At 70.3% G+C, this 13158-nt stretch carries 10 protein-coding genes and 2 pseudogenes; 10 read left to right on the top strand and 2 right to left on the bottom strand.

Translation table 11 applies throughout. The features are described from left to right. Window positions 1-283: 283 nt before the first annotated feature. Window positions 284-2257 (bottom strand): acetate--CoA ligase, encoded by a 1974-nt coding sequence (gene acs, locus MTP10_RS02730; protein WP_310707328.1) that lies wholly within the window; start codon window positions 2255-2257, stop codon window positions 284-286. Between the two features lie 369 nt (window positions 2258-2626). On the opposite strand from acs, the gene MTP10_RS02725 reads away from it, so the two are divergent. From MTP10_RS02725 to MTP10_RS02705, 5 genes are all read left to right on the top strand, one after another. Continuing rightward, a complete protein-coding gene (locus MTP10_RS02725; RefSeq protein WP_310707327.1) occupies window positions 2627-3421 on the top strand; it encodes an oxidoreductase in 795 nt (264 codons plus the stop codon). 820 nt (window positions 3422-4241) lie between these two features. After that, a complete protein-coding gene (ssd, locus tag MTP10_RS02720; RefSeq protein WP_310707326.1) occupies window positions 4242-5282 on the top strand; it encodes a septum site-determining protein Ssd in 1041 nt (346 codons plus the stop codon). 252 nt (window positions 5283-5534) lie between these two features. Beyond that, window positions 5535-6704 (top strand): TadA family conjugal transfer-associated ATPase, encoded by a 1170-nt coding sequence (locus MTP10_RS02715; RefSeq protein ID WP_310707325.1) that lies wholly within the window; start codon window positions 5535-5537, stop codon window positions 6702-6704. Between the two features lie 102 nt (window positions 6705-6806). Then, on the top strand, window positions 6807-7514 hold the full coding sequence (locus MTP10_RS02710; RefSeq protein ID WP_310707324.1) for a type II secretion system F family protein: 708 nt from the start codon (window positions 6807-6809) through the stop codon (window positions 7512-7514). 493 nt (window positions 7515-8007) lie between these two features. Beyond that, on the top strand, window positions 8008-8592 hold the full coding sequence (locus MTP10_RS02705; RefSeq protein ID WP_310707323.1) for a type II secretion system F family protein: 585 nt from the start codon (window positions 8008-8010) through the stop codon (window positions 8590-8592). Between the two features lie 154 nt (window positions 8593-8746). Here the strand turns inward: MTP10_RS02705 and MTP10_RS02700 are convergent, their stop codons facing one another. Beyond that, the gene (locus MTP10_RS02700; RefSeq protein WP_310707322.1) at window positions 8747-9715 is read right to left on the bottom strand and encodes a LysR family transcriptional regulator; all 969 of its coding nucleotides are present in this window, start codon (window positions 9713-9715) and stop codon (window positions 8747-8749) included. Window positions 9716-9852: 137 nt separating this feature from the next. Between MTP10_RS02700 and MTP10_RS02695 the strand changes: the two genes are divergently transcribed. The 5 genes and pseudogenes from MTP10_RS02695 to MTP10_RS41885 all read left to right on the top strand — a co-directional run. Beyond that, window positions 9853-11085 carry an MFS transporter gene (locus MTP10_RS02695; protein ID WP_310707321.1) on the top strand — a complete coding sequence of 411 codons (1233 nt, stop codon included), beginning with the start codon at window positions 9853-9855 and terminating at the stop codon, window positions 11083-11085. After that, a pseudogene (locus tag MTP10_RS02690) lies at window positions 11082-11267 on the top strand (leucine zipper domain-containing protein); the annotation flags it as partial. The gene MTP10_RS02695 and the pseudogene MTP10_RS02690, both read left to right, overlap by 4 nt. A gap of 563 nt (window positions 11268-11830) precedes the next feature. Further along, window positions 11831-11968 (top strand): DUF4244 domain-containing protein, encoded by a 138-nt coding sequence (locus MTP10_RS41890; RefSeq protein WP_397334409.1) that lies wholly within the window; start codon window positions 11831-11833, stop codon window positions 11966-11968. Window positions 11969-12024: 56 nt separating this feature from the next. Then, entirely contained in the window at window positions 12025-12345 is a 321-nt protein-coding gene (locus MTP10_RS02680) for a TadE family type IV pilus minor pilin (RefSeq protein ID WP_310707319.1), read from the top strand. A 389-nt stretch (window positions 12346-12734) separates the two neighbouring features. Continuing rightward, window positions 12735-13091, top strand: a pseudogene (locus MTP10_RS41885) (Rv3654c family TadE-like protein); the annotation flags it as partial. Window positions 13092-13158 lie beyond the last annotated feature (67 nt).

The following is a 13158-nucleotide window of genomic DNA, read 5'->3' as shown; positions in this document are numbered from 1 at the left end:
AGCGCCGCTTGCATACCTTTGTCTGCCCGGCGGTGGCGCCGCCCGGCCGGTGCCGCCGGCCGGGTGAACCCGCTGGTGACGGTTCTTACCCAATCGGAGAAGATAACGCCGCGGGCGGGGAGGGGCTTGGGCGGGGCTCTTCCCGGGGGCTGGCCGGGCTCGTTCCCGCGGGCGGGCGGGGCTCTTCCCGGGGCCGGCCGGGGCACGGCGAGGGCCGCCGATCGCACGAAATTTCGGGATCAGCGGCCCTTCGGGATGTTTGCGGCCGTTGCGGCCTCTTGGGCTAGTCCTCGGCCTTGGCGCTGGGCAGCTTCTCGGAGATGAGGTTCATCACCGTGCTGTCGGCCAGGGTGGTGACGTCGCCGATGCTGCGGTTCTCGGCCACGTCACGCAGCAGCCGCCGCATGATCTTGCCGGAGCGGGTCTTCGGCAGCTCCGGCACGACCAGGATCTGACGCGGCTTCGCGATCGGGCCGAGCGTCTTCGCCACGTGGGCGCGCAGGTCGGCGGCGATGTCGTCGCCCTCCTCGGCCCCGCCCCGCAGGATCACGAACGACACGATGGCCTGCCCCGTCACCGGGTCGGTCGCGCCCACCACCGCGGCCTCGGCCACCTTCGGGTGACTGACCAGCGCGCTCTCCACCTCGGTGGTGGAGATGTTGTGGCCGGAGACGAGCATGACGTCGTCGACGCGGCCGAGCAGCCACAGGTCGCCGTCCTCGTCCTTCTTCGCGCCGTCGCCGGGGAAGTACATGCCCTCGAACCGGCTCCAGTACGTGTCGATGTAGCGCTGGTCGTCGCCCCAGATCGTGCGCAGCATCGCCGGCCACGGCTCACGGACGACGAGGAACCCGCCGCCGCCGTTCGGGACGCTGTTGCCCTGGTCGTCGACCACGTCCGCGACGATGCCCGGCAGCGGGCGCATGGCGGCTCCCGGCTTGCCGTGGGTCACGCCGGGCAGCGGGCTGATCATGATGGCGCCCGTCTCGGTCTGCCACCAGGTGTCGACCACGGGGCAACGCTCGTGGCCGATGTGCTCGCGGTACCAGACGTACGCCTCGGGGTTGATCGGCTCACCGACGGAGCCGAGGATGCGCAGGCTGGACATGTCGAACTTGGCGGGGATGTCGTCCCCCCACTTCATGAACGTCCGGATGGCCGTCGGCGCGGTGTAGAGCAGCGTGACCTTGTACTTCTGGACGATCTCCCAGAACCGGCCGCGGTGCGGGGTGTCGGGGGTGCCCTCGTAGATCACGCTCGTGGCGCCGTTGGCCAGCGGGCCGTACACGATGTAGGAGTGGCCGGTCACCCAGCCGATGTCGGCGGTGCACCAGTAGATGTCGCTCTCGGGCTTGAGGTCGAACACCGCGTGGTGCGTCCAGGCCGTCTGCGTCAGGTATCCGCCCGTGGTGTGCAGGATGCCCTTCGGCCGCCCGGTCGTGCCGCTGGTGTAGAGGATGTAGAGCGGGTGCTCGGAGTCGTGCGCCTCCGGCGTGTGCTGCTCGCTCTGCCGCTCCACCACGTCGTGCCACCACACGTCGCGCTCGTTGACGGCGACGTCCTGCCCGGTCCGCCGTACCACCAGAACGTGCTCGACCTGCGGGCACTCGGCGACGGCCTCGTCGACGGTCGGCTTCAGCGCGCTGGGCGCGCCACGGCGGTAACCGCCGTCGGAGGTGATGACCAGCTTGGCGTCGGCGTCGTCGATGCGGCTCTTCAGCGCGGTGGCGGAGAAGCCGCCGAACACCACCGAGTGGATCGCCCCGATCCGCGCGCACGCGAGCATCGCGATCGGCAGCTCGGGGATCATCGGCATGTAGATGGCCACCCGGTCGCCCTTGCCCACGCCCAGCTCCAGCAGCGCGTTGGCCGCCTTGGAGACCTCCCGCTGGAGGTCGGCGTAGGTCAGGACCCGGGTGTCGCCCTCGGGCTCGCCCTCCCAGTAGTAGGCGACCTGGTCGCCGCGGCCCTCCTCGACGTGACGGTCCACGCAGTTGTAGGCGACGTTCAGCTCACCGCCGATGAACCACTTGGCGAAAGGCGGGTTCCACTCCAGTGCGGTGTCCCAGCGCTTGGCCCAGGCCAGCCTGCCGGCGGCACCCTCCCAGAAGGCAAGACGGTCGGCGGCGGCCTCGCCGTAGGCCGCCTCGGTCACGTTCGCGGCGGCCGCGAGCTCGGCTGGGGGCGCGAACCGGCGATTCTCCTGCAGGAGGTTCGACAGCGCCTGCGGCTCGGTGCCAGGGGTCTCCGGGGCCACCTCGTGCTCCTTCTATGGCCAGGTTGTTAGGTCGTGTCCCACTTCACCAGCTCATAGGGGGCGCACACAAGAGGTCTAGACAGGTCTGTACCTCATGGCCCGACGGGCCGGCCTTTTATCCAGATTGGCCGGACAAAAGCTATTGAAATGGTGCCGCATCGAAAGGGAGCAAAGCTGGAACGGGCCAAATGGCGGTGTCGGGCAGGGCTTTATGGGCCCCGGGGCGGGGTCGTGCGGTCCGGCGCCATGCCGTGCGCCGACCGGGCCGCGCCGGTCCGGCGATCACTCCGCGCTGCCGTTCCCCTGGCTCCTCGAAACAGGTCGGATGGCCGGTCGGACCAGTAGTACTCACGGGTAAGGTCGGGTTCCGTGAGTGACCCACTGGCCGTCATCGCGCGGCTCCCCGGCGTCCCCGAGGCGGTGGAGGAGGCTCGGCGGGCCGTCGACCTGCTGTACCGGCACCGTGTCCTGCGCCGCGCCGGCCCGGCGGTCTCCGCGGAGTCGTCGCTGCGCGGCGCGCGGGCGTCGGCGGCCATCGAGGGCGTGGACGTTCCGCTCGACGCGCTCCGGCGCGACGAGGTGCACGACCCGGTCGTCCAGGGGGCGCTGCGCGCGTCGGCCGAGATGGGCCGCCTCGGCCCCACCTGGCGCAAGGCTCCGCGGCAGGTCCTGGCCCGGCTCCACACGGCGGCCGCCGCCGGCCTGGCCGACCCTGCGCACCTCGGCCGTCCGCGCACGGAGTCCCCGGATCAGGAAGCGGAGGTCCCCGACCCCCTCGGCCTGGGCCCCGCGCCGGGCGCCAAGGAGACCGGCGCGCGGATGGAGGCCCTGTTCGAGCTGCTGGGGACGCCGACGAAGGCGCCCGCGCTCGTGCTGGCCGCCGTGGTGCACGCCGAGCTCGCGGTCCTGCGGCCGTTCGGTGTCGCGGACGGCGTGGTGGCCCGAGCGGCCGAACGCCTCACGCTGGTGGAGTACGGGCTGGACCCGAAGTCGCTGGCGGCCGTCGAGGTGGGGCACCTGGAGCTCCCGTACACGGACGGGCTGCGCGCCTACCTGACGGGCACGGGCGAGGGTGTGGCGGAGTGGGTACGGCAGTGTGCCTCCGCGGTGACCCTGGGGGTGCGGGAAGCGACCGCCATCTGCGAGGCGCTCCAGCGCGGCTGAGCGCGACCGGTGTCACTGCGCACATAGCGGACGGCGTCCCGATATGAGACGCCGTCTGCCGGTGCGTCACACAGGGTTACCAAGCGCGCATCTCTGTTCGTCGGACGGGTCAAGCCCGTCTCGACGCGCCTCCCGCGGCTGGTCGCGCGTGGGTGCCCTGCTGACGCACCCGGACAAGTGGTCCGTGTCACCTTTGTACGTCGGATCCGCCCTGATGGGAACCCCTTGGAACAAGACCTTTGCCGAGTCGGGGAAGACCCCTCCATGGAGGGGCGCACACCGTTCGATTGCCGGCCGGTGACCATCACTTAGGGTGACGTCCTTTATGTGATCGTTATGCTTGGCGGAAAAAACTTGGCGAAAATGCGAGTTTGCTCCTCGACGTAACTCGAGTTGATCGGGCAGCATACGGTGGTATCCCAGAAACTGGAGTGACTGCGCACGGGATTGCTTTGCGACTCCCTTGCCATGCTCCGGTCATGTGATGAAAGCTTTCTTCTGAAACGGGACCGGCTCTACCCCCCCGGAGCCGGACCGATCAGGCGACCCCCGCTCTCCCCCCCGGCGGGGGTCGCCCCTTTTCTCTCGTCTCCCCTCGTCGCCCTCCACCGGCGGCCCGCCTCAACCGTCCGGCTGCCCGCTCACGGAGCGCCCCGGGACACCTGATCACCTTGCTCCGCCTCTGCCGATCGGCGGCTACGGCGAAAGTTGTCCACAGGCACCACCCAGCAACCCACCCTCATCCACAGAATGCCGTTCGCTCCGACCCGGCACCCACTCACGTCGGCAAGGTGGACCTCCCGAGCCCAGGGAGGCCCAGATGCACCGCCCGCTGGTCATCACCGAGGACCACGACCTCCTCGACGACCTCGTCCGCATAGCAGCCGCAGCCGGCGCACAACTGGACGTCGCCCACACCCCCACCCATGCCAGGCCGTTGTGGAATCTCGCCTCGCTGGTGGCTGTCGGAGACGACGTGGCCGACTCGGTGGCCGCCGCCGCGCCCCCCGCCAGGGATCGCGTCCTGCTGGTCGTCCGAGAGCCTGACGACCCGGACAACTGGCGCAAGTGCGTCGCGGTGGGCGCTCAGGCTCTCGTGGCGCTGCCGTCGGGGGAGCGCCGGCTGATGGAGGAGTTCGCCGACGCCATGGAGCCGGAGCCGCGCGCCGGCGTCGTGCTGTGCGTGATCGGCGGCCGGGGAGGCGCCGGTGCGAGTGTCCTGTCCTCCTGCCTGGCGCTCAAGGCCTCCCAGGAGCGGTTGCGCACGCTCCTGATCGACGCCGACCCGCTGGGCGGCGGCATAGACGCCCTGCTCGGCCACGAGGAGTCGGGAGGCGCCCGTTGGGGGGACCTGGTCGCCCGTGAAGGCCGGGTCAGCTCGACGGCACTCCAGACGGCCCTACCGGCGTTCGGAGAGCTCAGTGTGCTCTCGTTCCCGCGTCGCGAGGTGCAGCCCATCCCCGCGCAGGCGATGCGCTCGGTCCTCGAAGCCGGCCATCGAGGCTTCGACCTCGTCGTCGTGGACCTGCCCCGCCACGTCGACCCCGCCGCCGCCGAGGCCCTGGTCAGGGCGAGCACCACGTTCCTGGTGGTCACCGCGGACGTGCGCGGCGTCCTGGCCGCCGCCCAGGTGCTCGCGGAAATCACCCACCACACCGCGGACGTCCGCGCCGTCGTCCGCCCGGGCGTCCTGGACGAGGAGGTCATCACCACCTCACTCCACATCCCCGTGGCCGGCCGACTCCCCGACCACCCCCGCCTGACCACCACCCTCAACCACGGCGAGCTCCCGAAGCTCGGCCCCCGCACCCCCCTGGGCGCCGCGTGCGCCTCCCTCCTCCGCGACCTCCTCCCCACCTGAGCCGGACGGCTGGCACGACGACCGGCATGGCCGGCAAGCCCCTCACGCCAGGCCAGAACAGGCACAAAGACAGCACCCACGGCGGCGCGGGCGTCCGACGGCGCGCACGCATCCACGACGGCATACACGTACGTACGACGGCACGCCCGTGCGTACGACGGCACGCCCGTAGGTACGACGGCACACACGTATGGCGGCGCGGCCGTCCGACGGTGCGGCACGCATACACGACGGCAACCCCAGGGAGAGAAGATGACCACCACCAACCCCACCGTGTCCCCCGAACTGGTCGAAGCCGTACGGGTGCGCCTGGCGCGCACAGGCGTCGAACCCAGCGCCGCGCAGGTCGCCGTGGCTCTCCGGGCGGAGAAGTCCGTGTACGGCGACGCCGAGATCCTGGCGGTGGCCCGCGCTCTCTGCGCCGACCTCATCGGCGCGGGCCCGCTGGAGCCGCTGCTGGCCGAGCCCGATGTCACCGACGTCCTGGTCAACGGCCCACGAGAGGTGTGGATCGACGCGGGCCAAGGGCTGCGCCGCACCTCGGTCGCCTTCACCGACGACAGCGCGGTGCGACGGCTGGCGCAGCGGCTGGCCGCCGCTGCGGGCAGACGACTCGACGACGCCTCGCCGTACGTGGACGCCCGACTCGCCGGGGGCGTCCGCCTGCACGCCGTCCTGCCCCCGGTGGCTCCGGGCGGCACCTGCCTCTCGCTGCGCCTCCCACCCAAACGCACGTTCACGCTGGTGGACCTCGTGGACGCGCGGACCATACCGCCCGCGGCGGTCCCGGTGCTGACGTCGATGGTGTCGGGCAGGCTGGCGTTCCTGGTGACGGGCGGGACGGGTACGGGCAAGACCACCCTGCTCTCGGCCCTGCTGTCGCTGGCCGACCCCCGTGAGCGCCTGCTCCTCGTGGAGGACTCGGCCGAGCTGCGCCCCCTGCACCCTCATGTCGTCCGCCTGGAGTCGCGTCCCGCCAACCTGGAGGGAGCGGGAGGCGTGGGACTGCGCGATCTCGTACGGCAAGCGCTGCGCATGCGCCCGGACAGGGTCGTCGTGGGCGAGGTACGAGGCGCGGAGATGGTCGACCTGCTGGCAGCGCTCAACACGGGCCACGAGGGCGGCTGCGGCACGTTGCACGCCAACACCGCGGCGGACGTGCCCCCACGCCTGGAGGCGCTCGGCTGCGCCGCCGGACTCACCCGGGAGGCCGTTCACAGCCAGCTCGCCGCCGCGCTCGACGTGGTGGTGCATCTGACGCGCGGACGCACGGACGGCCGCCGCCGCGTGGCGGAGATCTGCCTCCTGTCCCGCACTCCGGCGGGCTTGGTGGAAGCGGTCCCGGCTCTGAGCTTCGACGCACACGGCCGCTCCCACTTCGGCCCCGGCTACGACGCCCTCGCAGCGAGAACACCGTCATGACCGAGCGTCGACCTCAAGCAGCAGCAGTGATCACCCCACACCGGACGACAGAACAACGGAGTGACTCCGCGGCATGCGACGAGCAGCAGGCAGGAGAAGGCGATGACGGCGTTCACGGCCGCGGTGTTCACAACCCTCGCCCTCTGGCTGTGGACAGGCCCCGACATCGCGGTGGCACGACTGCGCCGCATGACCTCGCCCGAGCGGTCGTTCCCGTGGCAGTCCCTACGACGGCTGGCGGCGCGCCCCAGCCCGGCCCGCCGAGCCGACGCCTGGCGCCGGGCCACGATCGAGCTGTGCCAGTCCCTGACGGCTGAACTCACGGCCGGTCGCACCCCGGGCGAGGCGCTGACGAGAGCCCTCGAAGCCGTGGACTTCCCCGACGCGGACGCCATGCGGCCAGTCGCGGCGGCGGCCCGTGACGGCGGGGACGTGTCGAGCGCCCTTGCGGCGGTCGCACCGGCTCAAGGAGGTGAGGGACTGCGCCGCCTGGCCGCCTGCTGGGAGGTCAGCGTGACGGCAGGAGCAGGCCTCGCCGCGCTGGTGGAGCGGGTCGGAGGCACGTTACGCGCAGCCCAGGTCCACCGGCAGGACGTCGCCGCCCAGCTCGCCGGCCCACGCACGACGGCCAGGATGCTCGCCGCCCTCCCGGCCCTCGGCCTCCTCATGGCCGCCACCCTGGACATGCATCCGCTGGACTTCCTGTTCGGCAGCCTCCCCGGCCTCGCGTGCCTCATGGCCGGCATCGCCCTTGACGCCTGCGGCCTGTGGTGGACCCACCGCATGGCCCTGCGAGCCCAGGCTTCGTGAAGGCCGGTCCGTACCAGTGTGACGCCCGGCGCCACTCGCCTCCGATCCATGCACGTCTCCCGGATCGTCCCGGCGGCGGCAGCCATCCACTCCACCGGCCCGCAGAACACGCCACCACCCACCCACTCAAGGCCCGCCATCCCCGAACCGACAGCGGACCAACGAATCGGACCAGCCAATGCTCGCCCTCCTCTCGGCACTCTGTGCCGGCCTCTCCACGTGGCTGTGCATGTCACCGACCACCCCTGCTGAGCGGCTGGCCAGGCTGCGCCCCGGGCCCGGCACCTCCACGACCGCAGTATCGACACCGCCAGATACAGCCGGAGCACCCAGGCCCCTGAATGCAGACGGTTCACTGACGGACAGGACGCCGGCGCCCTCGCCCTCGTCCTCGCAAACAAACGCGCACCACAGATCAGGCCACCATGAGGAGTCCCTCCCAGCCTGGCTGGCTCCGGCCCGACCGACAGCTCGCCCTCTCGACCGGCGCACCGTGATCACCTCAGCAGCAGCGGGCGGCCTCGCCATCCTCATGATCGGCGGCGTCCCAGGGGTCGTAGCGGGCCTGCTCACCATGCCCATGGTGGCCTTCGCGCTGCAGAGAAGGCAGGACCCGGCGACCCGGCGCGTTCGTGAGCGGATCATCGCCGACCTGCCGTTCACCGCCGACCTGATGGCCGCCTGCCTCAGCGCGGGCCGGCCTGTCGGCGCAGCGACCGAGATCGCCGCGAACGCGGTCGCGGGCCCTCTCGGCCAACGCCTCTCCTGGGTCAGCAGCCAGCTCCGCCTCGGCGCCGATCCGGAGCCGACGTGGGCCCACCTCGCCAGGGACCCGTCCACGGGCCAGCTGGCGCGCGCCATGAGCCGTGCCGCGCAGAGCGGCGCCCCGGTCGCGGACGTCCTCATGCGCGTGGCGGACGACGCCCGCGAGGCCGCCCGGGCAACGTCGGTCGCGGCGGCCCGAAGCGTCGGTGTCAAGGCGGTGGCACCACTCGGCCTGTGCTTCCTGCCAGCGTTCGTCCTGCTCGGCATCATCCCCGTGATAGCCGGCCTGGCATCGACGATCGTGCTGCCCTGAACCACCACACCGCCCGGCACTCCCGCCTTTCCACGACCTCCCGCAACCAATCGGCCCGTTGGCCCCACGCTTCGTCATGCCGGCAGCGCACCGTTGAAGACGACTCTCAACGTCGGGTGGTGCGCAACGTCCCCGTCGTTACGGCGCGGCGTTGTTACGGCGCGGCGTTGCCCAAGGGGGCGGCGTTGTTGCGGCGCGACGTTGCCCAAGAGGGCAGCCAGGCCGTCTCGGGCAGGGTCGCCAGGCTTCGGAAGTAGTCGATGATCGCCCGAAGCCCAGGGTGTGGATTCGTCCTGGGGAAGATGAGCGATTGCGGGTAGGCGATCGTTGGGTTCACAACAGGGATGCGGCGTAGGTCGTAGCTCGTCGGCCAGACGAGGCGGTCGCGCGAGCCGACCAGGGTGGCCACGTCCGCGGATTCCGCGAGGGTGTCGAGGAGTGCTTCGACGCCGAAGTTCGGGCCTGCCCCGTCGATGCGGAGGTCGAAGGCAGTGGCGAGCTGGTCGTAGAACTCCGCCCATTCGCTCCGTGGTGCGATACCTGGCACCCAGATCCGATGCCGGCGCAGCCGGGTAGGTGTCAGCGTTCGCGCGGAGGCAAGCGGATGTCCCGGGCCCACGAGGAGCTCCAGAGGGAAGTCCAGTACATGGATCATTTCGACGTCGCTTGGCAGCGTGGCCGGGTCGGTGACGGTGCGGAACGAGGCGTCGATATCGCCCGCTCGGATAGCGGCAACCGCCACGTGCGGGTCGCTGGCTTTCAAGGTCACCACGTCGAGGTCGGTTTCGGGATGCGACCGCCAGTAGTCGTGGAGGACGATGGCCTGTCCGCTCCGAAACCCGAGGACGTCGATCCGCAGAGCCCGTGAGTTCGGCCTGATCGCGGTGATGGCGCGCTCGACACCCGCGACGATGCTCCGTGCGTGCGGGAGGAACGCCTGGCCGTCGAGCGTCAGTTCGACCCCTCGGGCGGTACGGGTGAACAGGCGGACCTCCAGCTCGCGCTCAAGAGCGGCGATCCGCTTCGAGACCGCCTGCTGTGTCACGCCCAGCTCGTCGGCCGCATGTTGAAACTGTCCGAGCTCGGCCGCCCGGACGAAGGATCGCACCGCTTCCGTATCCATCGCATCAGCATATGTACGCCCAACTAACAGTTGTGGCTCGCCGCGAATCGGTTGTTTGATCCTGGTGCAGTGCGGCTGGTGTGATTCAGGCAGCCAAACATCGGTTGTCGCTAAGGAGTCACGTGCGCGTGAGATTGGTGCCCAGCTTCGGGTGGCTGTGGTCGGCCTACGCCGTCAGCACATACGGCACGTGGATCGCTTTCGGGGCGTTCTCGCTCATCGCGGTTCGGGTCCTGCATTCGTCGGCATTCGCCGTCTCGCTCCTCGATGCCGCCGGACTTGTGGTCGCGGCGATCGTTGCCGTCCCGCTCGGGCCGTGGGTCGAGCATCGGGCCAAGCGCCCGGTGATGATCGCGATGGACCTGGCCCGCTTCCTCGCCATGGCGAGCGTCCCGATCACATACCTCCTCGGCTTACTGTCCTACGGCCAACTGCTTGTGGTGTCGGTCATCGCCGGAACGGCGAGCATCGCCTTCACCGCCGCCTCCGGCGCCTACCTGAAACACCTCGTCCGCAGCGACCATCTCCTCGTCGCGAACGGCAGATTCGAGGGCACGGCGTGGGTGGCGACCGCGGCAGGACCGCCTCTCGGTGGGGCGCTCATCGGACTGCTCGGCCCGATGATCACGGTCGCGGCGGACGCCCTCAGCTACCTGCTGTCCGCGCTCGGAGTGCTCCGCATCCGTGGAGGCGACGTCGCGGCACCTCGCGACCCGGCCACCAGATTGCGGGGAGCCGACCTTCTCAACGGCTGGCGGTTCATCCTCCACGACCGCGTACTGCGACGTCTGTTCCTCAACTCCGTGACCGTCGGCGGTCTGATCATGGCCACCGTCCCGCTCCTGTCCGTCCTCCTGCTGGGCCAGTACCACTTCCTGGCCTGGCAGTACGGTCTCGCCTTCGGGGTCCCCGCGATCGGCGGCTTCGTCGGCGCCCGCCTCTCCGCGCGCCTCGTCGCCCGCCACGGCCGGTACCGAGTCATGATCGTCTCCGGCTGGCTGCGGTCTGTCTTCCCGCTCGGCCTCGCCTTCACCCAGCCGGGCATCCCCGGACTCCTCACGGTCATCGTCGTCGAGGGCCTGCTGATCACCTGTATGGGTGTCTTCAACCCCATCTACGCGACAGAACGCCTGCAACGCACTCCCACCGATCACACCGCGCAAGTTCTCAGCGCATGGAGCATCAGCAGCAAACTCGCTCAGGCCGCCCTCATGGCGATCTGGGGCTTCCTCGCGACGCTCACCAGCCCGCTCACCGCGATCACCATCTCCGGCGTTCTCCTGCTTGCGACTCCGCTCTTGCTGCCCAAGGGAACACACATGCCTGATCCCGCGGTTGCCGCGCCGGCCGAAGATGTCCGGTCGGCATGACGCATCGCAACGCTCATCCCGAAGGACGACGTCGGCCAGTCGAGAGATGTCGCACCCGTCCCATCGCCCACGTCGCAGCAGGGATGGGATCTCCCGCCACCCCGGCGAAGTGGATGGATCGCTACCGCCGACATGGCGAGATCGGGCTGCTCGATCGCTTTTCGGCCCCGCATCGGCAACCGATGTAGGCGACCAGGCTCTGGGTGCCGAGCAGGATGATCGAGGCGACCATCGCGAACGCGGCCCCTGGGTGACGACGCTCACCACCCCTCGCAAGTCGGGCCACCAGCAGGTCTGAGCCGACAGCAGCACCATCTGCGCCTGCCGCCAGGTCGCCACCGACCCAGCCCGTCGCCGCACGATCCGCGACAGACGACCTGCATCCACGGCTCCCGCCCAAGCGTCATCCCGCCCGGCCTCCACCTCCGCGGATCGTTCGGATCTCTACGCCCGCGATCGGCCCGCATCCACAGGGAACCCCGCCCACCCCGCGATATCCACAGAACGCCATTCGGCGGATCGGCCACCCACCCCTTCCCGCGACGCTTGGTCCGCAACGCCGGATCGCCCCGGCACCGAGCCACCTGGAGGCATGATGCGCGACCCCCTCACCTTCCGAGAGACCGCTGTTACGGCGACCGCGGAGCCCCCCACCGCTCCTCCGGCGGGCGCGGAAGAGCGCCGCCGTGCCGGTCGGTGGATCGCCACGTGGGCGCGCTACGGGGCGGCCAACCGCGACCGAGGCATGTCCACAGCCGAATACGCCGTTGGCACCATCGCGGCCTGCGCCTTCGCGGCGTTGCTGTTCAAGGTGGTGAGCAGCCCGGAGGTGCAGGAGATGCTCAAGGCACTCATCGACCGCGCCCTCAAGACCACCACATGACCTTGACCCGGAGGTCCGCCGCGTGGCGCGCCGGGCGATCAGGGTCCAGAGGTTCGGTGACGGCAGATACGGCCGCCGTCCTCCCCGCTCTGATGGTCGTGCTCGCCGCCGCTCTGTGGACGGTCCAGGCCGTCGGAGCCCAACTCGAATGCGTGGACGCGGCCCGCGTGGGAGCGCGGGCCGCCGCCCGCGGGGAGCCCTTGGACCAGGTACGCGAACTGGTCAGGTCGGCGACCCGCTCGGACGCCCAGGTGGAGGTGAGCCGAGGCCCGGAACGTACCCACGTGAAGGTCGCGGTGGACGTGCGCCCAGCAGGGGGCGCGGCCTTCCCCGCGATACGTGTGTCGGCCTCCGCCTCGGCTGCCACCGAGCACTGAACCAATGGGCCGGCCAAAGCCGGCATTGCAGGAGCCGGCAAAGGAACCGCACACCTCCCTGCCCCGACACCTCCCCGAGACGGGCACATTGCCACCGCCGCGATGAACCGTACGAACGCGACGACGACGAACGCACGAAGACGAAGACGAAGACGAAGACGAGGAACCGGCGAAGGGCAGGCGAAGGGCAGGAGACACCAGCGAACACACATCGGCTCTCCAGAGGCTGGAGACCGGCAATCCACGAGCGCGAGCCATCGACACCAGCACGTCACTGAGAGACCCGGTGTCCGACCTGCCGACATTGTTGGCGCAGCCGACGCAGCAGAGCAGCAGACGCAACATACGCAATAGGCGCAACTAAAGAGACTGGCCGAGAAAGGTCTGAAGTGTCGTCTACCGTTCCTCCAGACCGACGCCCCCATGGACGCGACCGAGGCTCGGCGACCTTGTGGGGCGTCGCGCTCATGGGGATCTTGATGGTGGTCGCCGTGGCGCTGGCCACCGTGGCGTCCGCGCGAGTGGCCCGCCACCGCGTCAACGCCGCAGCGGATCTGAGTGCTCTGGCGGCGGCCCGGTTGGCGATCGCGGACCCGGGCGAGGCGTGCCGAGCAGCGGCCGCCGTGGCAGCAGAGAACGGCACGAAGCTGGTCAGATGCCAAGTGAGTGACGAGATCGCCGACGTCTGGACATCCCTTACGGCCCGGTTCCCGTTCGTAGGGACCCGATCAATGACGGGTCGCTCCCGTGCGGGCCCGCGACGTGCCGGCCAGCCCGTTGACCAGGGTTCAGGCGATGACTGGGACGGTTCAT

The organism is Nonomuraea sp. 3-1Str (assembly GCF_031570565.1).
GTDB lineage: Bacteria > Actinomycetota > Actinomycetes > Streptosporangiales > Streptosporangiaceae > Nonomuraea.
The sequence above is the reverse complement of the archived record's forward strand: the minus strand, read 5'-3'. Positions and strand labels throughout refer to the sequence as shown.

What these genes read in the sequence shown, in the direction of transcription:
- MTP10_RS02700 (WP_310707322.1), bottom strand. Translation starts at nt 9,715, where the DNA reads ATGGATACGGAAGCGGTGCGATCCTTCGTCCGGGCGGCCGAGCTCGGA.
- ssd (WP_310707326.1), top strand. Translation starts at nt 4,242, where the DNA reads ATGCACCGCCCGCTGGTCATCACCGAGGACCACGACCTCCTCGACGAC.
- MTP10_RS02710 (WP_310707324.1), top strand. Translation starts at nt 6,807, where the DNA reads ATGACGGCGTTCACGGCCGCGGTGTTCACAACCCTCGCCCTCTGGCTG.
- MTP10_RS02715 (WP_310707325.1), top strand. Translation starts at nt 5,535, where the DNA reads ATGACCACCACCAACCCCACCGTGTCCCCCGAACTGGTCGAAGCCGTA.
- MTP10_RS41890 (WP_397334409.1), top strand. Translation starts at nt 11,831, where the DNA reads ATGTCCACAGCCGAATACGCCGTTGGCACCATCGCGGCCTGCGCCTTC.